Source organism: Streptomyces sp. NPDC002324, from assembly GCF_053593335.1.
The window spans coordinates 58,857-79,052 of sequence record NZ_JBSFCF010000004.1 but is presented as its reverse complement, the minus strand read 5'-3'; the positions used below and the strand labels follow the sequence as shown (position 1 = coordinate 79,052).

The following is a 20,196-nucleotide window of genomic DNA, read 5'->3' as shown; positions in this document are numbered from 1 at the left end:
TCATGGTGTGTATCGCTACGCTCAGACGTGGCCAGAGATGGTCGAGTTGATTGCAGAGGTTACGGGAAACCTCTCTTCGGAGAGGGGTGGCGCTGATGGAATTAGTCCCGGTGAGAGTGCATGTTTCATGTTTGCAGATAGTCGGCACACTGCAGACACGTTTACTTGGTGGCCGGATAACTTCCTGCAGATTTCCGTTAATTCGGTGACGGGATATGGCGGACTCATTTGGTACGTTGGTGAGGAGCGGGCTGAAGCCTCCATGGATGTCATCTCGAAGCATGTCTGGATTTCTGACAATCCGGAGCCGCCCGACTTTGACCCTCGAGTTGTTTCTGATCCCGGCTTCCCGCTTTTCTTTGATCCGCGAAGTGTGCTCCCGGTCTTGCAAGTGCGCGCGGCGCTAGAGGAATTCTGCCGTACGGGAACGGGTGGTCGACCTGAATCAATTGGCTGGGTTCGCGGTGAGACTTCTGGGCGGCGGCTCCACGGGATCTCTTAAGGGCGAGTGGGGACTCTTGTTCTGGTGAGGCCTGCGCGGATGGGCGGGGCGCGGAGGTGGAAAAGTTTAGACTGATGGAGTCGCGATGGTGCTGCGATTGCCTATGCAAACTAAGTGATGGCAAGACGAGCCCATTCATTGCGTCGGGGATTAAGGTCGAGGCTAGACTCTCCGAGCTATGGGCATGGCGTGGCGTACGGCTGTCAAGAGGGAGGCGAGGGTTAGGGCGGGGACGGCGGTCAGAGTGACCGTCGGGTCGTCGGACTCGCGCAGGTGGATCGTTCCGTCGTCGGTGGCGGCCAGTTCGAGGCAGTTGTTTCCCTCGCTGCTGTAGGACGACTTCTGCCAGTGGAGGGTGGGCACTTCGGAACCTTTCAGAGGTCGCTGATGATCTTGCGGATCAGGTCTCGGGAGGCGGGCTCCTTGAGGGCGACCGCCTCGAAGCGGGTCATGAACGTGCGGTACTTCTCCAGCTGGAGGTCGGCGTGGAGGAATACGGACCCATGTTCGGCGTCGAGTTGCACCGTGTCCAGCTGAGAGACAGGGCCATCGGCGTACAGGACGGTCTGTCCGGCACCGGGGAAGATGCCGGCGGCGTAGGGGATGGCCAGCACGGTCACATGATTCAGCTCGCTCATTTCGATGACGTGTTCCAGCTGTTCGCGCGTCACGTCGCGGTCGCCGAATCGCATGCGTAGAGCTGCCTCGTGGATGACCGCGGTGAACGGGGTCGGGTTGGCCGCGAAGAGGATGCCCTGGCGCTTGATGCGGTGGGAGACGCGGTACTCGATCTCTGGTGGGGACAGCTTCGGGATGGACTGCCGGAAGATCAGGCGCGCGTAGTCGACCGTCTGTAACAGGCCTGGGATGTGGGCTACTTGGGCGGTGCGGATCGTTGTCGCGTGGTGTTCGAGCTCGGCCAGGTCGAGAAGGCCGGAGGGAAGGGTCTCGCGATACTCGTCCCACCAGTTGCGGGCCCGGCCCGCGGTCATGGCGGCCAAGGCCTCGATGTATGTCTCGTCCGAGCAGCCGTAGCTGTGGGCGAACATGCGGACCCGATCCGCGCTGACCCCGAAGCGCCCAGCCTCGATGGAGCTGATGCGCGCCGAGTTGACGTTGAGCAGCTCGCCCGCCTCACGGGAGTTCAGGCCGGCCCGCTGCCTCAGTTTGCGCAGCTCAGCACCTAGGCGCTGCTGTCGTTCGGTCGCTGCTGCCCTTGGCGGCATGCTGCCCGCCCTTCACTCGTTGGGGTAATGGTTTGCCGTTGTAGGTAGTAACCCTACTCCCGACCCTCTACTTTCAGTGTCACGAAAACTACACAGCGTGGCTTCGGGTTTCAGGAAGTGCACCGCCTAGCTCGCGCACAGCGCAGGCACGCAGCGGCAGAGCCACCGCCCGCGTCACCCGACTCATTCGTCCGTCTCGGGCCCGTCTGCTGCCCCTCCGTACATGTCATCCAACCTCCGTAGCTCAAAGAGGAGTTGCGTCCATGACCGGACTCGCCGTCAATGCCCCCTTCGGAGCCTCCCTGCTCGACACCGACTGGGAGTACGCCCTCCGAATCCCCCACTCGCCTCTCGGCCCTGGCATCGTCCGCGCCCATGTGCGAGCCGTACTCACCCGCTACCGAGCCGATCCCACCGTCCTCGACAACGTCCAACTCGTCGCCTCCGAGTTGGTCACGAACTCTCTTGTTCATACGAGGGATTCGGTCGCTGTACGGCTTCTGCGCGCCGACGGGCGGCTGCGGCTGAGCGTGTGGGACAGCAGCCCGTGTCCGCCGCGCGAGAGGCTGGGGCCGGGGCTCGACGCCGAGAGTGGGCGGGGGCTGTGGCTGTCGAGGGCGTGCGCTGACGAGTGGGGGCATTACCTCGTCGTCAACGGGCGCCGCAGCGGCGGTGGTAAGGAGGTGTGGGTGGAGTGGGGTTTCCCGGGCGTATAGGCGAGGGGGCCGCCCGTTCGCGGAGGACGGGCGGCCCCTCAGGAGCTATGGCTTCGGGATTAGGGGAAGCGCGGTGCACGGCCCCCTCGCTCAGGCCGCGCAGCCCCTCACCCGCCGGCTGCTCACCGCGATGTCGTCCATCCGCATCTCGAACGCCGTCGGTGACGGGTTCGCCTGGTACAGCTGCCAGCCCAGCTTCAGCTTGTCGAAGGTGGGGAAGACGAAGTCGTCCGTCGTGCCGCCGTGGTTCTTCGTGGAGACGGTCAAGTCGGGCTGGGGTACGCCGTCGAGGTAGACCGTGACCCGGTTGTCCGTGGCGTCCAGGTGGAATTCCACGCACTGCCACTCCCCGGCCACCGCCGGAGCCGAGGTCTTCCAGTTGGTCCAGTCGCCCGTCGGGCCCAGGTCGGAGCCCACGCCATAGAAGTTGCCGTTGTCGGTGGGCGCGTACTGGCCGCCGAGGGGGCGGACGAGGGTGGGGGAGTCGGGGCCGGAGGCCTCCGCGAGGGTCCAGTGGGCCCAGTCGGGGGCCGTGGGGAACTCGGTCACGCGCAGCCGCATTCGCGCCCAGAGGCTGTTGCCGGGCGGGGCGAGGTCGGGCAGGACGACGAAAGCGCGGCCGTTGCCCTCGGTGCGGAGGCGGAGTTCACGGCCGTGGCCGGCGGTACTGCGCTCGACCGTCAGCGTGCCGTTGGAGGTGTCGGTGGTCCAGCCTCGGCCCTTGGCCACCGGGCCGAGGGGGAGGCGGTTGAAGTTCTCCCGGACGAGTGTGCCGCCGTACGGGGCGTCGTGGACGGGCGTCGCCGAGGCTGTGGGGGGTATCGCGATCAGGATCGCGGCCGCGGCCGACAGTGCGGCCGCGGCTTTCCTCAGGATGGTCATGGGTTCAGTGTGTGATCAACAGCCTGGTCTTTCATGCGAGTTGGACGCGATCCAGCCACACGGCCACCTCCGCTGCAGGAGACTACGGTCCAGACTTAGATCCACCACCGTGTCGGTCGTCATCCCGGATGTGCCCACTCGGAAGAACAGACGCGTCTCATCGTCACGCCCCCGGCGAGGAGGGCCCGTGGCGCCGCCGTGGTCGTGGCCGCGGCGGCGCAGGAGGACGGCGCCGGGCTATGCCACCACCACTCGGGTCCCGTTGAAGTTCGCGACGATCTCCAGTTCCCCGCCCAGGGCCTCCACGTAAGCCGCGACCGTTCCCACCTCGGCGGACTCGGTCCTGCCGCGTTCGATGGCGGACACCCGTTCCTGTCGTACGTGCATACGGTCGGCCACCTCGCGCTGGGTGAGGCCGAGTTGCCTGCGCATCTCCGCCAGTCGGTGCGCGCGTGCCTCGGCGACCATTCGGCGGGCGCCCGCCATGATCTCGTCCAGGTCCTCGGCATCGAAGACCTCGTCCTTGACCTCGTCCCATGAGTGAAAGCTGGTCATCGCTCTGTCTCCTCGTGACGGCGGCGGGCCAGGTGGTCCAGCCACTCGGTATAGCGTTCCTCGGCCAAGGGGATCGCGCGGCGGTACCACGCCTTCGGCGCCCCGCCTTGTCGCCCGCGACCAGGAGTACCGCGCTGCGCCCGGGATCGAAGGCGAAGAGAATCCTGATCTCAGTCTCTCCGGCCGAGCCCGGCCGTAGTTTCTTGAGGTGGTGCAGGGTGGACCCCTTGATCCGGTCCACCAGGGGGCGTCCCAGGTCCGGGCCCTCCTCCATCAGTGCCTGAATCGCCTGGCCCACCAGTCGTGCCGTGGTGCGGTCGTCCTTGCGTAGCCTGTGCAGCCAGTCGCGCACCTCGCCGGTCATTTCAAGATGCCAGGCCATCAGCGATCACCGTGTAGTACGTGTACATACTAGTACTCTGGTGTACTGGCTGCCATCCGGCCCGACAGTCCGGCGCGGATCACCCGATGGAGTTGCCCTGTCTCGCAGGCGGCGCTCCCGCCCTGCCTCCAGTGCACCCTCCTGGGTAACTCCCCCGCCGCAGTGAGGAGTCGGCGTAACTGGCTCTGGCTGTCCGTCGACTGCCTGGCATCGCCCGTACTCGCGGGCTGCCGCAGTCGGTTGCGGGCGGAGCGCTGGATCACACGTCCCCTGCCGGGCCTGCGTCTCGTCCCTGAGTCGGCGTCGGCAACGCGAACGGAAGCCGGAACGGGGGCGATGAGGGGAACGGAACCCCGCAGACCGGCTATCTCCCCCGCGAGGGCGACCGTATGCTCGATTCACCCTCAGCAAGGCGATGCTGCTCGCCAAAGACACGGGGATCGCGGACCCGACGATCGTCGGCCGGCTGTCACGGCCGACGGTGATCAGGGGATGTGACTCCGCCCACACGGGGGAGTCGGCGGGTGCCCGGCCGAAGTAACGACTTCTCTCCGGGCCCTTCCCTCCTGCAATATGACGGACAGCCCATATTCAGCTATTCAGCCGTTCCAGCCGCTCAAGCAAACAACACGCAGGAGTCAGTACCGTGACCGAGCAGCCTCAGCAGCCCGCTCAGCCCCCGCAGCCGCCGCAGCCCGGATACGGGTACCCGGGCGCGGCGCCCGGCCAGCCGGGCGCCAACCCTTACGGGGCTCCGCAGGCCGGCGACCCGTACGGGGCTCCGGGCGGTTACCAGCAGCCGGGTGCGGGCCAGCCCGGTTACGGCTACCCCCAGCAGGGCGGTTACCCCCAGCAGGGCGGCTACCCGCAGGGCGGTGGCTACCAGGTGCCTCCGACGCCGGGCGGCGCGTACACCGGTGACCCCAACGCCCCGTACGGCTACGACCCTTACGGGCGCCCGTACTCCGACAAGTCGAAGATCGTCGCGGGCATCCTCTCGCTGTTCCTGGGTGCCTTCGGCGTCGGGCGCTTCTACATCGGGCATGTCGGCCTCGGCGTCGCGCAGCTCCTCACCTGCGGCGGCCTCGGCATCTGGTCGCTGGTCGACGGCATCATCCTGCTGACGAGCAGCAACACCACGGACTCCAACGGACGTGTCCTGCGTGGCTGAGCGCGGCCTCGCCACCCTCCGGCATCCGGCGGCGGCCCCCCTCGCGGTGGCCGCCGCCGGGCTGGCGGGCGCCGCGTACCTGTACGGCACCAACCCGCACGAGCCCGGCCACGTACTGCCCCAGTGCCCGTTCCGCTATGTCACGGGGCTGCTCTGCCCCGCCTGCGGCGGCACCCGCATGGTGTACGACCTGATGCACGGCCGCTTCGAAGCCGCCTGGCACGACAACCGCGTCCTGCTGCTCGCCGCGCCCTTCGCGCTCGCGCTGCTCGGCCGCTGGGCCGTCGAGGGTCTGCGCGGCCGCCGCTGGCGCCCCGAACTCAAGCCCCGCACCCAGGCCTTGATCCTGGGCATCGCGGTGACGTGGACGATCGTCCGCAACGTGCGCTGAGCGGGGCTGTGGGGAGTGCAGAACCCCATCGCCTTCCCCCTGTCGACTCCCGTAAATCCCTTACGCCCGCTTTATCTTGCCCAGTTGTAGCAAGTTGGCTGGAATCGGATCACGGAATCGGAACGATCGCCTGATTGCCCTCCCCTCCGTCCCTTGAATCTCACTACGCTGCAACGGCTACAGGGGGGATGACGGGGGACTACGTCGTGCTCGATCGGTTGGCCGGTATTTGCCGTGCCCGATCGCTGCCGGGCTTTTGCCGCGCCTTCTCTCCTGGACTCCCCCCGAAGCAATCCGCTTCGGTTATTCAGTTCGGTACATCCAGGAGTTATTTCCATGACCGTCCCCACCCCTGACGCTCCCTTCGGCCACGACCCGCAGGGGCGCCCGTACTCCGACAAGTCGAAGATCGTCGCCGGTGTTCTGCAGCTCTTCCTCGGCACGCTCGGCATCGGTCGCTTCTACGTCGGTTCCGTCGGCGTGGGCGTCGCCCAGCTCCTCACCTGCGGTGGTCTGGGCTTCTGGTCCCTGATCGACGGCATCCTGTTCCTCACGAGCAACGACCGCACCGACGCCCAGGGCCGTGTCCTGCGCGGCTGATCGCGCTGCGGATCACCGCTCGGGTGATCGACCGAAGGGCCTCGTCCGCCCCGGAGCTTCCCTCTGAGCTCCGCGCGGGGACGAGGCCCTCGTGCGTGGGGACGAAGCCCTGGTGGACGGGGCGCGCGCACGCCCGCGCGTGCGCCAAGTAGCGCATGCATGACGGAGGGCCCGCAGGTGAACCTGCGGGCCCTCCGTCATGCGCTGTGCCGGCGGATCAGAAGCGGCGCGTGATGAGCGCCCGCTTCACCTCCTGGATCGCCTTGGTGACCTCGATACCGCGCGGACAGGCGTCCGTGCAGTTGAACGTCGTACGGCAACGCCACACGCCGTCACGGTCGTTGAGGATCTCCAGCCGCTGCTCCCCGGCCTCGTCACGCGAGTCGAAGATGAAGCGGTGGGCGTTGACGATCGCGGCCGGACCGAAGTACTGGCCGTCGTTCCAGAACACCGGGCACGAGGACGTGCACGCGGCGCAGAGGATGCACTTCGTGGTGTCGTCGAAGCGCTCGCGGTCCTCGGCGGTCTGGAAGCGCTCGCGCGTCGGCTCGTTGGTGTCCTTCGTGATCAGGAAGGGCATCACGTCCCGGTACGCCTGGAAGAACGGCTCCATGTCCACGACCAGGTCCTTCAGGACCGTGAGGCCCTTGATGGGCTCGACCGTGATCGGCTTCTCGGGGTTGATGTCCTTGATCAGCGTCTTGCAGGCCAGACGGTTCTTGCCGTTGATCCGCATGGCGTCCGAACCGCAGATGCCGTGCGCGCAGGAGCGGCGGAACGTCAGCGTGCCGTCGACGTCCCACTTGATCTTGTGGAGACCGTCGAGGACGCGCTCCTTGGGATCGATCTCCAGCTGGAAGTCCTGCCAGGTCGCCTCGGCCGAGACTTCGGAGTTGAAGCGACGGATGCGGAAGGTGACCGTGATGTACGGGGAGTCGGCGAAACCGGGCTCGGGGCTGCCTGCCGCGTCCGCCTTGTCCAGGGTCGGGGTTGCCATCAGTACTTACGCTCCATCGGCTGGTAGCGGGTCTGGACGACCGGCTTGTAGTCGAGGCGGACGGTCTCGGAGCCGTCGTCGCCGACCTCGCGGTACGCCATGGTGTGACGCATGAAGTTGACGTCGTCGCGGTTCGGGTAGTCCTCGCGGTAGTGACCGCCGCGGGACTCCTTGCGCGCGAGCGCCGACACGGCCATGACCTCGGCCAGGTCGAGCAGGTTGCCCAGCTCGACGGCCTCCAGGAGGTCGGTGTTGAACCGGCGGCCCTTGTCCTGGATCGCCACGTTCTTGTAGCGGGCCCGCAGCTCGGCGATCTTCTCGACGGCCGTCTTGATCGTCTGCTCGGTGCGGAACACCATGACGTTGGCGTCCATGGTCTCCTGCAGCTCGCGCCGCAGCTCCGCCACGCGCTCGTTGCCCGTGGACGAGCGCAGCCGCTCGATCTGCTCGACGACCAGCGACTCCGGGTTCTCCGGCAGCTCGACGAAGTCGGCCGTCCGGGAGGCGTAGTCGGCGGCGGCGATGCCCGCCCGCTTGCCGAACACGTTGATGTCGAGCAGCGAGTTCGTGCCGAGGCGGTTGGCGCCGTGCACGGAGACGCAGGCGACCTCGCCGGCCGCGTACAGGCCCGGGACGACGGTGGTGTTGTCGATCAGGACCTCACCCTGGACGTTCGTCGGGATGCCGCCCATGGCGTAGTGCGCGGTCGGCTGGATCGGGATCGGGTCCGTGTAGGGCTCGATACCGAGGTACGTCCGCGCGAACTCGGTGATGTCCGGGAGCTTGGCGTCGAGCTGCTCCGGCGGGAGGTGCGTGAGGTCGAGGTAGACGTGGTCGCCCTCGGGACCGCAGCCGCGGCCCTCGCGGATCTCCGTGTAGATGGACCGGGACACGACGTCACGGGACGCGAGGTCCTTCATGACCGGCGCGTACTTCTCCATGAAGCGCTCGCCGTCCTTGTTGCGGAGGATGCCGCCCTCACCGCGGGCGCCCTCCGTCAGCAGGATGCCCATGCGCCAGATGCCGGTCGGGTGGAACTGGAAGAACTCCATGTCCTCCAGCGGCAGCCCGCGACGGTAGACGGCCGCCTGGCCGTCACCGGTCAGGGTGTGCGCGTTCGACGTCACCTTGAAGAACTTGCCGGTGCCGCCGGACGCGTAGATCACGGCCTTCGCCTGGAAGATGTGGATCTCACCGGTGGCGAGTTCGTACGCGACGACGCCGGCCGACTTCTTGACGCCGTCGACCTCGGTGATCAGCTGGTCCAGGACGTAGAACTCGTTGAAGAACTCCACGCCGTGCTTGACGCAGTTCTGGTACAGCGTCTGGAGGATCATGTGGCCGGTGCGGTCGGCCGCGTAGCAGGATCGGCGGACCGGGGCCTCGCCGTGGTTCCGGCTGTGACCGCCGAAGCGGCGCTGGTCGATCGTGCCGTTCGGGGTGCGGTTGAACGGCAGGCCCATCTTCTCCAGGTCGAGGACGGAGTCGATGGCCTCCTTCGCCAGGATCTCGGCGGCGTCCTGGTCGACCAGGTAGTCACCGCCCTTGACCGTGTCGAAGGTGTGCCACTCCCAGTTGTCCTCCTCCACGTTGGCGAGCGCGGCGGCCATGCCGCCCTGCGCGGCGCCCGTGTGGGAGCGGGTGGGGTAGAGCTTGGTCAGCACGGCGGTGCGGCTGCGCTGCGTCGACTCGATGGCCGCGCGCATACCGGCGCCGCCGGCGCCGACGATGACGGTGTCGTACTTGTGGATCTTCATGATCGGTTGCCTCAGCCCCGTGCCTAGCGGATGTTCGGGTCGAAGGTGAAGATCACCAGCGTGCCCAGCAGGATGGTGAACACCGTGGCGGTGTAGAGCAGGCCCTTCAGCCACAGGCGGGTGTTCGGACGCTCCGCGTAGTCGTTGATGACCGTACGCAGGCCGTTCGCGCCGTGCAGCATCGCGAGCCACAGCATCAGCAGGTCCCAGGTCTGCCAGAACGGGGACGCCCAGCGGCCCGCGACGAACGCGAAGCCGATCTTGGAGACGCCGCCGTCAAGGACGAGCTGGATGATCAGGTGGCCGATGACCAGGACGACCAGGACGATGCCGGACAGGCGCATGAACAGCCATGCGGCCATCTCGAAGTTGCCGCGGGTCGACCTCGGGGTCTTCTTGGTGCGCTGGCGGGGCGGCTCGATGAAGGGGGCCGGGTTGTCGGGGCTGTAGCCCGACAGCTCTCCGGCGCCCTCGACGGGGCCGATGCCGGATGCGGTGGTTTCAGTGGCGGACATCTGCCTCAGCTCCCGAAGACTTCACGGACGGCGTGGCCGAGGACGGGGTACAGGGCCCCGATCATCAGCACGAGCCAGATGCCGACGACGGTCCAGAGCATCGTCTTCTGGTGACGGGGGCCGTTCGACCAGAAGTCGACGGCGATGACCCGAAGACCGTTGAGCGCGTGGAAGAGGATGGCGGCGACGAGGCCGTACTCCAGCAGCGCGACGATCGGCGTCTTGTACGTGGCGACGACCTTGTCGTAGGCGTCGGGGGAGACGCGGACGAGAGCGGTGTCCAGCACGTGTACGAACAGGAAGAAGAAGATGAGGACGCCGGTGACTCGATGAGCCACCCAGGACCACATTCCTTCCCGGCCGCGGTACAGCGTTCCAGCCGGCACGGAAGAACCCTCCGGGAGCGGGGATTGGGGCCGGCCGGCTTGCTTGTCGGTCTGACCCGGCCGGGTACGGTCCACCGGCCCCGGCCATGGTAGCGACGTCGTTGCACTTGGATTGAGCCGGGAGGGTTGGTGTGATCAAACTGGCATACAAAGGTGCACGTAAGGGTGAGTAGTGGGCGGCATCCGGGGTGGGGGTGCTGGTGGGGTGCCGGGTGCGGGTTCGGTGGGGGCTGGTCGCGCGGTTCCCCGAGCCCCTGAAACGATCCCGCCGTCACCCGCGGCCCCGAGGCGCCGCGGAGTTCCTCGCGTCCTCGAAAAGATTGCGCGGTTCCCCGCGCCCCCGAGAGGTTGCGCCGCTCCCTGCCGCCCTGAGGCGCCGCGCGTTCCCCGCGCTCCCAGGACGCCGTGCCGCTCCTCGCGGCCCGAAGACGGCACGCCGTTCCGCGCGCCCAGGTAATGCGGCGCTCCCGCGTCCCCGAGAGGCTGCGGGGTTCCTTGCGCCCCTGGGGACTGCGCAGTCCCCGCTCCCCCTCCGAAGGGGCACGCGGTTCCCCGCGCACTAGAAGGCCGCGCGGTCCCCCCCCGCCCCTGGGGAGTGCGCAGTTCCCCGCTCCTCCAAAAGGTGCTCTGTTCCCCGTGCCCTAGAAGATCGTGCGGTTCCCCGCGCCCCTGGTCAGGTGGCTGGTCAGGCGTTCTCTTGCCAGGCGGCGTAGTTCCTCGGCCACCACTACGCGCTCCTCCTCCGGGTCGTTCGAGAGGCGGGAGCGGATGCCCTCCAGGGTGCGGTCGAGGAGTTCGTCGGGGCGGGTGGTGGTCCCGGAGATCACGAAGACGTGGCCGAAGCGGGCCTCGTAGGCGGCGTGGGCGGCGTTCAGGGCGGTGTGGGCCACGCCGTAGGTGTCGTCGGGGAGGGGTGGGAGGGTCTCGCCGGCCAGGGCCTCCGCCAGGTCGGCGGCCGTGAGGTCGTACGCCGCCTCGTCCGACGCGGCGAGCAGGGCGCCGAGGTCGGGGTAGGGGCGGTGGTCGGTGAGGCGGTGGGCCCAGCGGAGGCTGCGCAGGCAGGGAAGGAGGATCTGGCGGGCGGCGTCGGCGGGGGCGTGGTTGAACCGCTCCAGGGCCGACGGGCCGGGGGTACGGACCTGCTCCGGTATGGCGACCTGGCCGGGGAGGCGGGGGAGACGGTGCGGAGGCAGCGTGGTTCCTCGGCGGTGCGTAGGGGTCGGCTGGGCAGGCTGTGCGAAAGGTGCCACCACGTTATCGAGGCGGGTCATGGGCTGTCCGTTCGATGCCCGAAATTCACCCGAACGGGAGAGTTTCGGAACCTGTGGTGGACTGATGGGACGGTGGAACGTCGTAGGTTCGAGAAGGGGCTCGGAAGTGAGCCGGGCGAGTCGAGAGAGCCGAGAGAGCCGAGCGAGTCGGGACAGGACCGGGAGAAGGCCGGGGGAAGGTGCGGGCGAGAGGTGCGTGAGATGTCGTGGATGCTGACCGGGACCAGGATCGGGACCGGGGGCGCGTCGTGAACCGAGGCCGGCGCAGGGCACCCCGCAGGAAGACGGCGATCACGTCGAAAGGGTTGCTCCTGGGTACGGGAGCCGTCCTGGCGGGCGGCGCGGTCGCGGTGGCCGTGACCGTGTGGCCCGGCGACGGGACACGCACGCCCGGCGGCTCGGAGCCGTCGCGGGCGGGCTCGTCCGTGAACGCCGCCGAGAAGGCCCCGTCCGCGTCCCCGTCCCCCTCGCGCTCGTACCCGCTGTCCCAGAAACCGCGGACCATCCCCGCCGTACGGCAGCACGAGGCCGCCCGCGGCCCCGGCTGGAAGCCCGCCGACGGCGCCCGGGTCGTCGTACGGAACGCGGTGCTCGCCGACGAGGGGCGGCTGACCGCCGGGGAGCTGGGGCTGGCCTACGCGGGGGACGCGCGCCCCCGCGCCGGGGACGTGGAGCTGGCGCTGAGCGGGGCCGACCAGCCGAGGTCGGAGGCGTACACGCTGACGGTGAAGGACCGGCGGGTACGGATCGCCGCGCCCGCCGAGGCCGGGGTCTTCTACGGGACGCGCACCCTGAAGCAGGAGGTGCGCGGCGGCGGTACGGCACCGGAGGGCGTCGTCCGCGACGAGCCGGCCAAGCCGCAGCGCGGGTTCATGCTCGACATCGCGCGCAAGCACTTCACGGCGGGCTGGATCGAGGACCGCGTCCGTGAGCTGGGCGACCTGAAGTACAACCAGCTCGGGCTGCACTTCTCCGACGACCAGGGCTTCCGCATCGCCTCCACGAGCCACCCCGAGGTGGTCTCGGACCAGCACCTCACCAAGGCCCAGGTGCGGAAGATCCTGGACCTCGCGAAGAGCCGGCACATCCAGGTCGTACCGGAGATCGACTCCCCCGGGCATCTGGGGGCCGTGATCGCGGGCAATCCGGGGCTGCAGCTGCGGAACGCCCAGGGCGTGGCCGCGAGCGGGGCCGTCGACATCTCCAACCCGAGGTCGGCCGTGGTCGTGGACGAGCTGCTCGACGAGTACGCCGGTCTCTTCGACGGCGCGTACTGGCATCTCGGCGGGGACGAGTACCGGGCGCTGATGGCGTCGAACCCCGAGGCGTCCTACCCGCGGCTGGCCGCCGCCGCGCGGCAGAAGTACGGCGCCGGCGCGACCGTCGCCGACCTCGCGACCGGCTGGCTCAACGACCGCGCCAAGGTGATGCGCGGCCACGACCGGACCGTGCGGGCCTGGAACGACGGGTTCTTCCGGGGCGGCTCGGTCCAGGCGGACAAGTCGATCCAGGTCGCCTACTGGACGGGCAAGGAGATCGGGGCCCGGCAGCCCGTCGAGTATCTGAGCGCCGGACGGCAGGTGATCAACTACAACGACGAGTACCTGTACTACGTCCTCGGCGAGCCCAACCAGTTCTTCTACCCGACCGGGCAGCGCATCTACGAGTCCTGGACGCCACGGGTGCTGCGCGGCACGACCGCCGTCCCGGCCCGGTACGACGACCAGATCCTCGGCGGCTCGTTCGCCGTCTGGTGCGACCTCGCGAACCGGCAGACCGAGGCGCAGGTCGCCGCGGGCGTGCGGATGCCGCTGCGGGCGCTGTCGCAGAAGCTGTGGGACCCGGGGAAGCCGGCGCTGAGCTGGGCGCAGTTCCGGGAGCTGGCGGGGAAGGTGAGCTGAGGCGGTGGTGGGTCGCGTCGCCGTGTGCGTCGCCGTGTGAATCGAATGGACGGGCGGGGCGGGTGAACCGTATGTTCCGCGTGTTCTGATCGCCGAGCGTGAGGGTCCGGGGGAGGACCGCGTGCGGCGCGGGTTTCGATCACACGGGGGCTTCGAACGATGGACTGTGCGCGTTGCGGGAACCACACCGCGACACCCGGCGGACAGCTGTGCCGCGGCTGCGAGGCGGCGGCTCCGCGCCCGGCGGATGCGCGCCCGGCGGATGCGCCACCGGCCGCTCATCCGCTGACGTACCCGGCCGCTCCGCCGCTCGCGACCCACACGGAGCTGCCCATCCAGTCGCCGCACGGCCCCGCCTGGCTGCGGTCGCCGGTGGTGCTCGGGCGGGCGGTGGCGATCCTGCTCGGCGCGGTCGCCGCCGCGGACGTGGTCGCTGTGTGGGCGGACCTCTCGCTCCTCGACGTGTCGGACCGGCTGGCCGGCGAGGACTGGAGCGTGGCCCTGGAACGCGACTCCGACCGGGCGGACGGGCTCGTCGCGCTGGCGGGCATCCTCCAGACGCTCACCTTCGTCGCCACGATCGTCGTCTTCCTGGTGTGGTTCCACCGGGTGCGGGTCAACGCCGAGGTGTTCGACCCCTTCGGACATCGCAAGAAGCGGGGCTGGGCGATCGGCGGCTGGTTCGTGCCGGTGGTGAACCTGTGGTTCCCGCGCCGGATCGCGATCGACTGCTGGGACGCGAGCAGCCCGTGGGAGAAGCCGCGGTCGCACGCGCTCGTCAACACCTGGTGGACGCTGTGGCTGCTCAGCCTGTTCGCGGGGGAGGCCGGGGACCGGGCGTACCTCAGGGCGGAGGAGATCGAGGAGTACCGGGTGGCCGCTCGGCAGATGCTGTTCGCGGACTCTCTCGAAATCGTGTCCGCCGTGTTCGCCGCCCTCTTCGTCCTCGCGCTCACGCGGATGCAGGACGACAGGGCGCGCAGCGGTCCGCGCGAGCCGGAGCCCGGCACCGTGTGAGCCCGGTTTTCTGCGGGCCGTCTGCGCGGAACAGTGCGGATTGCCCGATTCCGGGCGCGAACTGCCGTACGTGTGTGGTGTATTCCCGTTATGGGGTACTGGGGGTACTACGTCGTGGGCAGAAGCGGGCAGCATCTCTCGGGGCTGGACGCGCTGGGCGGGGCCAAGGGGTTGACGTTGTGCGCGACGGCGGCCGGTGACTGGCAGGTGTGGGCGTATCCGACGGGCGCGCCCGGTGCCGAGACCGCGACGGCGGCCGGCGACGTCGGGAACATGAACACGCTGGCCCGGGAGACGGGGGCGCCCGCGCTGTTCGGCTATGTCATGGACAGCGACTGCGTGGTCGTCGAGGCGGCCGGGCCGGAGAGCGGGGCGTGGACCACGTGTCTCGCGCGGCGGGCCATGGCCGCGTATCTGGGCGACGGCGAGGGGCTCACCGTCGAGGACTACTTCCTCGAACCGCGCGACGCCGCCGAACGTGCCGTCGCCTGGGCAGCGGAGGCCGGGCGGGCCGTCGACGCGCAGGCGCTGGTCGATGTGTTGACCTCAGAGCCTGGACCGGCGGACCCCTTGGCTGAAAACATTCTGTTCCGGTTGCTCGACCGGCTCGGGGTCGTCCCTCTGTGACACTCCCGCGCCGTCGCACGCAGTAAGGGGAAGTGCGGGCTCCGTATAACCGGGGTGTGGTCGAGCGGGATACAGGGGAGGCGTGATGAGCCTGGTGGAGCTGTTGGCCCAGGCCGACGAACGCGGTCTGGCGGCAGGCGGGTTGGCTTGTTTGGACCGTTGCGTACCGCTTCTCGGTGGGGACGACGAGGTCCTGCGTCCGCTGTGGGCGGGACTGGTGGACGACGGCGAGGGGTGGGGGGAGAAGGTCGCGAAGGCGCGGGGCGAACTGGCCTCGTCCGATGCCGGCGCCGCTGTCGGGGCCGGTGCTGGTGCTGGTGCGGCTTCCGCCTCCGGTGCGGAAGTGGTCCTGCTGGCCCGTCGGATGCTCGACACGGTTCCCGATGAGCGGTCCGGTGACGCGCTGCGCGCGTGGGCGGAGGTCTGCTCCGTCTCCGCGCTGAGGATCCATCAGTTGCTCGACCCGCTGGACGCCGGGGGAGAGGACTCGGTGGCGGACTGCCGGGCCGGCCGCACCGAGGGGGCCTCCCATCTCGTCGCCGCCGAACTGCGCCGGCAGGTCGTCGTGCTCGAACTGCTCGCGCAGCACGGGGCGGCGGGCGTGCGCCAGGCACTGGGTGTGGCCACGGAGGGGCGGCGTGTGCTGCGGGCGGTCGTGTCGCGGCGGGCGCGCGGGGCGGGGCGGTAAACCTCGGTTCCTGGCGGGTCCTGTGGGTGTCCTGAGGCCGGGTGTGGCGGTCCTGCGCCGGTGTCGCGCACACGCTGAAATCGCGAAACGTCTCACGCGGGACGGGCGCTTTCCCGAGTGTGAGCGCACAGCAGACATTCAGTTCGGGCGATGCCCCCAGCACGCCGGGGAGCCTCGGGAGCCGGCCCACGAGCGCGGCGAAGCCCCTTCGGTGGGCGGCCGACGCGGTGGCGATGATGCGGGAAGGGGCGCGGGTGCGCCTCGACTACTCGACGCAGAGTCTGTGGCGGGTGGACCGGATGATCGAGGAGATACGACGGGAGGGCGCGCCCTACGCCGCCGTGGAGGGGGCGTTGCGGGGGTTCGGGGCGTACGGCGGTGAGGTCGTCGTGCGGTGGGCCGGGGGCGAGTGGGTCGCGTCGGGCGGGGGGCTCTGGGTGCGGACCTGGGACGGCCGCTTCTGGGATCCGCTGGACGAGGCGCGGCGCTGTTTCGCCGGTGAGGGGTCGCTGCGGCTGCTCTGCCGTGACGCGATGCCGTCCGGCTGACGTGGCCCAGGCGCGTCGCCGCGGGGGAGCGGGGCCGACGTGGCGGAGGTCGACGGTGTGACACTTCCGTGGAGCCCGGCGCAGATGACCATGGGGGCTTGGCGGCGGCCGGGACGGTCCCCGCAACGCCATCCCGGCACCGACTCGGCACTGGCTCGGACAGCCCGCGGCCAGGGAGGGGAACCTCGGCGCGTGCAGGCGTACGACGGTGAACTGGGCGCGGCCGTCGCGCGGGCCCAGGCCGGGGACGAGGCCGCCTTCGCGGTGGCGTACCGGCTCGTGCAGCCCGGACTGCTGGGGTACCTGCGCGGCATCGTCGGGGACGACGCGGAGGACGTCGCCTCGGACGCCTGGCTGGAGATCGCGCGGGACCTCGGGCGGTTCAAGGGCGACGGGGCGGGGTTCCGGGGCTGGAGCGCGACCATCGCCCGGCACCGGGCCCTGGACCATCTGCGGCGCCAGAGGGTCCGGCCCCGGGCGACCGCGCTGGAGAACGACCTGCTGGAACTGCCGGGCACGCACAGCACCCCGGACCAGGCGCTGGAGACCCTCTCCACCGAGCAGGCACTCGCACTCGTCGCCCGGCTGCCCCGCGATCAGGCCGAGGCCGTCCTGCTGCGCGTCGTCGTCGGCCTCGACGGCCCCGCCGCCGCCCGCGTCCTCGGCAAACGCCCCGGCGCGGTCCGTACCGCCACGCACCGGGGGCTGAAGCGGCTCGCCCAGCTCCTGCGGAGCGAGGGTGTGACGGATGACGCTCCCCGGACGCTGGGGGAGTCGAGATGACCGACAGCGACCACGGCCTCCACGGCGCAGACACCCACCACCACGGCGCGTCCGCCGACAGGGACGGGCACACGCGTGACGACCAGGGTCCTGCCTCCCTGCCCGACGGCGTGACCACGCCCTCCGTCGAACGCGTCTCCCCCCTTCTCGCCGCCGCCGTGCGCGGTGGCGGGGAGGCCGACAGCGTGGGGGAGGCGCGGGCGGTGGCGGCCTTCCTGGCTGCCCGGGAGACGGGGGCGCGTACGGCCCGTACCCGGCGGCGTGACGACTGGCGGCCGAACGCGCGGCGCCGCGTGCAGCTGTCGATCCGCACCACCCTGGCCGTACTGCTGGCGGGCCTCACCCTCGGCGGAGTCGCCTTCGCGGCGGTCGGACCGGCCGCACGCGACGACGAGGGCGCCGGCCGTGAGCACGCGCGCGACGGAGGCCGGGAGGGGCGTCCCCGTACGGCCGACAGCGCTCCCGCCCGTCCCGGGCCCTCCACCGCGGACCGCCCGGACCTGGACCGGAAACCCATCGCGACCCGGCAGCCGGGCAGCACCGACCGACCGCGCGACGGCGGCGGCAAGTCCGACGGCAACGGCAACGGCCATGGCAACGGCAATGGCGACAAGCTGAGGCCCTCGGTGCGTCCCGTCGGCAGCCCCGACGCATCGAGGGCACCGAACGAGCCCGGGCGGCCGGGAGGCGAGGGACGGCGTCCGGCGGTCGCGGAACGCGACGCGGCGGGCGCGGGACGGAAGCCGGGCGGCGAAGCGCGGGGCCCGGAAACGAAGTGAGGCCGGCGTGCTCGCAAGACCCCCGTACTCGCAAGACACCCGGCCGACTCCGCCGATGGCAACGGCCGGGGCCGCCACCCCCCACAGGAGAGGCCCCGACCGTCGCGCGGCACGGGCCGCGCGGCGACCCGTACTCCCTACAGCGCCACGCCCACGTTTTCTGTCACACCTCGCCGCATCACGAGTTAGTTGCATGTTCTACGGACATGGACGGTCAGCGGTTTCAGGCCGTAACGTGCCTTTCGCGCCGGATCGTGGATGGCGGAAGACCACCGCAACCACAGCGGTCCCGAGACCGCGACCATCGATCGAGGAAGGGGCGCGTGGGTGCTGGGGGACGACGCGGAGCTGACCGCCGCGGTGCTTGCGGCACAGGACGGGGACGAGACCGCGTTCCGGACTGTGTACCGCTCGGTGCACCCACGGCTGCTCGGGTACGTGCGGACGCTGGTCGGCGATCCGGACGCGGAGGACGTCACCTCCGAGTCCTGGCTGCAGATAGCCCGTGACCTGGAGCGGTTCAGCGGAGACGCCGACCGTTTCCGCGGCTGGGCCGCGCGGATCGCCCGCAACCGGGCCCTGGACCACATACGCATGCGGGGCCGCCGGCCCGCGATAGGCGGCGACGAGACCGAGCTGACCGCCAAGCCGGCCGAGTCCGACACGGCCGGTGAGGCGATGGAGTCCCTGGCGACCGGCCGCACGCTCTCGCTCATCGCCCAGCTGCCGCAGGACCAGGCGGAGGCGGTGGTCCTGCGTGTCGTCGTCGGCCTCGACGCGAAGACCGCCGCGGAGACACTGGGCAAGCGCGCGGGTGCCGTACGGACCGCCGCGCACCGGGGGCTGAAACGGCTCGCCGAACTGATCGGGGACAATCCGGAGACGGCATCGGAGACCGACCCGGAATCCAGGGGTCCGCTGGACGCCGTACCCCGACCGAGAGCCGCGCGCGTACGCGCGGCCACGTCCGCCGGTGTGACGCATACGCGTTCGCGGACGCAGAAGGATGTGTGATGGCCGACGAGCAGTACAGGTGGCTGAACCGCGACGCCGCGGAGCGGCTGCTGAGCGGGAAGCCGCTCGAAACCGTCGACCCCGACACCCGTGCCCGTGCGGACCGGCTCGCCGAGGCGCTCGGCGCCCTGGCGGCGGAAGCCGCGCCGGAGCCTTCGCCGGATCCCGAACTCCCGGGCGAAGAGGCCGCGTTGGCCGCCTTTCGCACCGCCCGCACGACTGCCTGGACCCCTGCGCTCGACTCCCGTGAGAGCGGCCGGGCCGCAGAGCCCGGCCGTGACAGCGGTACGCACCCCACCGCCTCGCCCACGGCCGACGCGGGTGTCGTCCACTTGGGCCGACCCGCGCGGACGCCCGCCTCGTTGGCGGGCCGCCGGACCCGCTGGGGCCGCCCGGTGCGGTTCGGGCTGGTCGCGGCGGTGGCCGCCGGGATGCTCGGCGGGGTCACGGTGGTGGCCGGCGGTGGCGCGCTGAGCGCGTTCCGCGGCGACGAACCGGAACCCTCCGCCACCGTCTCCGCCGGCCGGTCGCCGGACCGGCCCCTGAGGTCACCGTCGCCCGACACCGAGAAGGGCGACGACAGGCGCGGGGCGTGGGGTCAGGGAGTGCCGGACGAGTCTCCGGACGCCTCCTCGAAGGGCGACGCCCCCTCCGGCGAGGGCACCGGCGGTGCCGACGAGGACGAGCGGTCCGGGGAGAACGGGCAGGACGGGCAGCCCACCCCGGAGTGGTGGCGGAAGGTGACCTCCGCCTGCCGTGACATCCGCGACGGCAAGGAACTGGACGCCGACCGCCGCCGCGGCCTGGAGGACGCGGCGGGCGGCAGGGGCCGGGGGCAGCTGAAGCGGTACTGCGAAGGTGTCCTGTCCGGCGGCTCCGTCAACCCCGGTGGCTCCGGCAAGGCGAAGCGGTGGGGTGCCGGAACCGGCTCGGGCAAGGGCACCGGGACGGGCGCCTCGGACAGCGGCGGCCCGTCGGTCGGCGGCGACAAGGGCACGCGGTCCGGCAACGACTCCGACGATGACGACGACGCGCACCACGGCAAGGGCCGAGGCGGCCACGGGAACGGCCGGGGCGACGGCAAGGGCCTCGGCGACGGCAAGGGCCTCGGCCACGGGAACGGCAAGAACAAGGGCGGCAAGAACAAGGGCCAGCAGGGCGGACAGGGCGGCAAGGGGAACAAGGGCGGGAAGGGCAGCGGTGGCAGCGGTCACCGCGGCCAGCTCGCGGCGGTGACCCCGGTCGGCTTCGACGTCGGCCCCGCCCCCACCGGGCAGACGCTCACCCACCCATCCTGACCTGCGTTTTCGTATCCGCTCCGAATTCTTTCGCGGAACGGGTAACACTTTTGGCCGCCCCGGCGCAGTAATGAGTGAGCCGACTGGTCATCGGCCGTCGCACAGAGCCGGGGTTCCCCCCGTACCTACGGCTCGTGCACCTCGGCGCGGGCGGGACACGTTCCCCCGGTCCCGCCCGCGCCCCATTACC

General features: G+C 70.2%; 23 protein-coding genes and 1 pseudogene. 14 read left to right on the top strand and 10 right to left on the bottom strand.

The genetic code is table 11. From position 1 onward, the window contains the following. Positions 1-37: 37 nt before the first annotated feature. Positions 38-502, top strand: a complete 465-nt coding sequence (locus ACWCRJ_RS07930) for an Imm1 family immunity protein (protein ID WP_450938673.1) — start codon at positions 38-40, stop codon at positions 500-502. 162 nt (positions 503-664) lie between these two features. Here the strand turns inward: ACWCRJ_RS07930 and ACWCRJ_RS07925 are convergent, their stop codons facing one another. Both ACWCRJ_RS07925 and ACWCRJ_RS07920 read right to left on the bottom strand, forming a co-directional pair. After that, positions 665-865, bottom strand: coding sequence for a DUF397 domain-containing protein (locus ACWCRJ_RS07925; RefSeq protein ID WP_450938489.1), 201 nt, complete (start codon positions 863-865; stop codon positions 665-667). An 11-nt stretch (positions 866-876) separates the two neighbouring features. Continuing rightward, a complete protein-coding gene (locus ACWCRJ_RS07920; protein WP_450938488.1) occupies positions 877-1,728 on the bottom strand; it encodes a helix-turn-helix domain-containing protein in 852 nt (283 codons plus the stop codon). Positions 1,729-1,991: 263 nt separating this feature from the next. Between ACWCRJ_RS07920 and ACWCRJ_RS07915 the strand changes: the two genes are divergently transcribed. Beyond that, complete coding sequence (locus tag ACWCRJ_RS07915) at positions 1,992-2,444, top strand: ATP-binding protein (RefSeq protein WP_450938487.1); 453 nt, start codon at positions 1,992-1,994, stop codon at positions 2,442-2,444. A gap of 90 nt (positions 2,445-2,534) precedes the next feature. On the opposite strand, the gene ACWCRJ_RS07910 is transcribed toward ACWCRJ_RS07915, so the two are convergent. The 3 genes and pseudogenes from ACWCRJ_RS07910 to ACWCRJ_RS07900 all read right to left on the bottom strand — a co-directional run bounded on the left by ACWCRJ_RS07910 (position 2,535) and on the right by ACWCRJ_RS07900 (position 4,245). Further along, a complete protein-coding gene (locus ACWCRJ_RS07910) occupies positions 2,535-3,326 on the bottom strand; it encodes a hypothetical protein (RefSeq protein ID WP_450938486.1) in 792 nt (263 codons plus the stop codon). Positions 3,327-3,563: 237 nt separating this feature from the next. Beyond that, positions 3,564-3,881 carry a helix-turn-helix domain-containing protein gene (locus tag ACWCRJ_RS07905; RefSeq protein WP_409130193.1) on the bottom strand — a complete coding sequence of 106 codons (318 nt, stop codon included), beginning with the start codon at positions 3,879-3,881 and terminating at the stop codon, positions 3,564-3,566. Beyond that, a pseudogene (locus ACWCRJ_RS07900) lies at positions 3,878-4,245 on the bottom strand (type II toxin-antitoxin system RelE/ParE family toxin). The gene ACWCRJ_RS07905 and the pseudogene ACWCRJ_RS07900 overlap by 4 nt, the downstream one beginning before the upstream one ends. Positions 4,246-4,909: 664 nt before the next feature. Here ACWCRJ_RS07900 and ACWCRJ_RS07895 point away from each other — a divergent pair. From ACWCRJ_RS07895 to ACWCRJ_RS07885, 3 genes are all read left to right on the top strand, one after another. Further along, a complete protein-coding gene (locus tag ACWCRJ_RS07895; protein ID WP_450938485.1) occupies positions 4,910-5,434 on the top strand; it encodes a TM2 domain-containing protein in 525 nt (174 codons plus the stop codon). Beyond that, positions 5,427-5,825 carry a DUF2752 domain-containing protein gene (locus ACWCRJ_RS07890; protein WP_450938484.1) on the top strand — a complete coding sequence of 133 codons (399 nt, stop codon included), beginning with the start codon at positions 5,427-5,429 and terminating at the stop codon, positions 5,823-5,825. Before ACWCRJ_RS07895 ends, ACWCRJ_RS07890 begins: the two co-directional genes overlap by 8 nt. Before the next feature lie 336 nt (positions 5,826-6,161). Beyond that, positions 6,162-6,425 (top strand): TM2 domain-containing protein, encoded by a 264-nt coding sequence (locus tag ACWCRJ_RS07885; protein WP_013001272.1) that lies wholly within the window; start codon positions 6,162-6,164, stop codon positions 6,423-6,425. Positions 6,426-6,642: 217 nt separating this feature from the next. Here ACWCRJ_RS07885 and ACWCRJ_RS07880 read toward each other — a convergent pair whose 3' ends face one another. From ACWCRJ_RS07880 to ACWCRJ_RS07860, 5 genes are all read right to left on the bottom strand, one after another. After that, positions 6,643-7,422 (bottom strand): succinate dehydrogenase iron-sulfur subunit, encoded by a 780-nt coding sequence (locus ACWCRJ_RS07880; protein WP_005481014.1) that lies wholly within the window; start codon positions 7,420-7,422, stop codon positions 6,643-6,645. Continuing rightward, positions 7,422-9,179, bottom strand: a complete 1,758-nt coding sequence (gene sdhA / locus ACWCRJ_RS07875; RefSeq protein WP_005481012.1) for a succinate dehydrogenase flavoprotein subunit — start codon at positions 9,177-9,179, stop codon at positions 7,422-7,424. The genes ACWCRJ_RS07880 and sdhA overlap by 1 nt, the downstream gene beginning before the upstream one ends. A gap of 23 nt (positions 9,180-9,202) precedes the next feature. Further along, complete coding sequence (locus ACWCRJ_RS07870; RefSeq protein ID WP_450938483.1) at positions 9,203-9,694, bottom strand: succinate dehydrogenase hydrophobic membrane anchor subunit; 492 nt, start codon at positions 9,692-9,694, stop codon at positions 9,203-9,205. Between the two features lie 5 nt (positions 9,695-9,699). Further along, on the bottom strand, positions 9,700-10,080 hold the full coding sequence (gene sdhC, locus ACWCRJ_RS07865) for a succinate dehydrogenase, cytochrome b556 subunit (RefSeq protein WP_257541416.1): 381 nt from the start codon (positions 10,078-10,080) through the stop codon (positions 9,700-9,702). A gap of 641 nt (positions 10,081-10,721) precedes the next feature. Beyond that, positions 10,722-11,351 carry a 2-oxo-4-hydroxy-4-carboxy-5-ureidoimidazoline decarboxylase gene (locus ACWCRJ_RS07860; protein WP_450938482.1) on the bottom strand — a complete coding sequence of 210 codons (630 nt, stop codon included), beginning with the start codon at positions 11,349-11,351 and terminating at the stop codon, positions 10,722-10,724. Positions 11,352-11,599: 248 nt separating this feature from the next. Between ACWCRJ_RS07860 and ACWCRJ_RS07855 the strand changes: the two genes are divergently transcribed. The 9 genes from ACWCRJ_RS07855 (at position 11,600) to ACWCRJ_RS07815 (ending at position 20,006) form a co-directional block, all read left to right on the top strand. Further along, complete coding sequence (locus tag ACWCRJ_RS07855) at positions 11,600-13,252, top strand: beta-N-acetylhexosaminidase (RefSeq protein ID WP_450938481.1); 1,653 nt, start codon at positions 11,600-11,602, stop codon at positions 13,250-13,252. Positions 13,253-13,411: 159 nt separating this feature from the next. After that, a complete protein-coding gene (locus ACWCRJ_RS07850; RefSeq protein WP_450938480.1) occupies positions 13,412-14,269 on the top strand; it encodes a DUF4328 domain-containing protein in 858 nt (285 codons plus the stop codon). Between the two features lie 90 nt (positions 14,270-14,359). Beyond that, the gene (locus tag ACWCRJ_RS07845; RefSeq protein WP_450938479.1) at positions 14,360-14,896 is read left to right on the top strand and encodes a hypothetical protein; all 537 of its coding nucleotides are present in this window, start codon (positions 14,360-14,362) and stop codon (positions 14,894-14,896) included. 85 nt (positions 14,897-14,981) lie between these two features. After that, entirely contained in the window at positions 14,982-15,584 is a 603-nt protein-coding gene (locus tag ACWCRJ_RS07840) for a hypothetical protein (RefSeq protein ID WP_450938478.1), read from the top strand. A gap of 119 nt (positions 15,585-15,703) precedes the next feature. Continuing rightward, the gene (locus ACWCRJ_RS07835) at positions 15,704-16,132 is read left to right on the top strand and encodes a hypothetical protein (RefSeq protein ID WP_450938477.1); all 429 of its coding nucleotides are present in this window, start codon (positions 15,704-15,706) and stop codon (positions 16,130-16,132) included. Positions 16,133-16,324: 192 nt separating this feature from the next. After that, entirely contained in the window at positions 16,325-16,915 is a 591-nt protein-coding gene (locus tag ACWCRJ_RS07830; protein ID WP_450938476.1) for an RNA polymerase sigma factor, read from the top strand. Next, a complete protein-coding gene (locus tag ACWCRJ_RS07825) occupies positions 16,912-17,694 on the top strand; it encodes a hypothetical protein (RefSeq protein ID WP_450938475.1) in 783 nt (260 codons plus the stop codon). The genes ACWCRJ_RS07830 and ACWCRJ_RS07825 overlap by 4 nt, the downstream gene beginning before the upstream one ends. A gap of 327 nt (positions 17,695-18,021) precedes the next feature. Further along, on the top strand, positions 18,022-18,708 hold the full coding sequence (locus ACWCRJ_RS07820; RefSeq protein ID WP_450938672.1) for an RNA polymerase sigma factor: 687 nt from the start codon (positions 18,022-18,024) through the stop codon (positions 18,706-18,708). Next, positions 18,708-20,006, top strand: coding sequence for a hypothetical protein (locus ACWCRJ_RS07815; protein WP_450938474.1), 1,299 nt, complete (start codon positions 18,708-18,710; stop codon positions 20,004-20,006). The genes ACWCRJ_RS07820 and ACWCRJ_RS07815 overlap by 1 nt, the downstream gene beginning before the upstream one ends. The last annotated feature ends 190 nt before the right edge of the window (positions 20,007-20,196 follow it).

Bases quoted from the DNA above. Each gene is read 5' to 3' on its own strand.
- ACWCRJ_RS07930 (WP_450938673.1), top strand. From the start codon at position 38: ATGGTCGAGTTGATTGCAGAGGTTACGGGAAACCTCTCTTCGGAGAGG.
- ACWCRJ_RS07920 (WP_450938488.1), bottom strand. From the start codon at position 1,728: ATGCCGCCAAGGGCAGCAGCGACCGAACGACAGCAGCGCCTAGGTGCT.
- ACWCRJ_RS07915 (WP_450938487.1), top strand. From the start codon at position 1,992: ATGACCGGACTCGCCGTCAATGCCCCCTTCGGAGCCTCCCTGCTCGAC.
- ACWCRJ_RS07910 (WP_450938486.1), bottom strand. From the start codon at position 3,326: ATGACCATCCTGAGGAAAGCCGCGGCCGCACTGTCGGCCGCGGCCGCG.
- ACWCRJ_RS07905 (WP_409130193.1), bottom strand. From the start codon at position 3,881: ATGACCAGCTTTCACTCATGGGACGAGGTCAAGGACGAGGTCTTCGAT.
- ACWCRJ_RS07885 (WP_013001272.1), top strand. From the start codon at position 6,162: ATGACCGTCCCCACCCCTGACGCTCCCTTCGGCCACGACCCGCAGGGG.
- ACWCRJ_RS07880 (WP_005481014.1), bottom strand. From the start codon at position 7,422: ATGGCAACCCCGACCCTGGACAAGGCGGACGCGGCAGGCAGCCCCGAG.
- sdhA (WP_005481012.1), bottom strand. From the start codon at position 9,179: ATGAAGATCCACAAGTACGACACCGTCATCGTCGGCGCCGGCGGCGCC.
- ACWCRJ_RS07870 (WP_450938483.1), bottom strand. From the start codon at position 9,694: ATGTCCGCCACTGAAACCACCGCATCCGGCATCGGCCCCGTCGAGGGC.
- ACWCRJ_RS07860 (WP_450938482.1), bottom strand. From the start codon at position 11,351: ATGACCCGCCTCGATAACGTGGTGGCACCTTTCGCACAGCCTGCCCAG.
- ACWCRJ_RS07850 (WP_450938480.1), top strand. From the start codon at position 13,412: ATGGACTGTGCGCGTTGCGGGAACCACACCGCGACACCCGGCGGACAG.
- ACWCRJ_RS07845 (WP_450938479.1), top strand. From the start codon at position 14,360: ATGGGGTACTGGGGGTACTACGTCGTGGGCAGAAGCGGGCAGCATCTC.
- ACWCRJ_RS07840 (WP_450938478.1), top strand. From the start codon at position 14,982: ATGAGCCTGGTGGAGCTGTTGGCCCAGGCCGACGAACGCGGTCTGGCG.
- ACWCRJ_RS07825 (WP_450938475.1), top strand. From the start codon at position 16,912: ATGACCGACAGCGACCACGGCCTCCACGGCGCAGACACCCACCACCAC.
- ACWCRJ_RS07815 (WP_450938474.1), top strand. From the start codon at position 18,708: ATGGCCGACGAGCAGTACAGGTGGCTGAACCGCGACGCCGCGGAGCGG.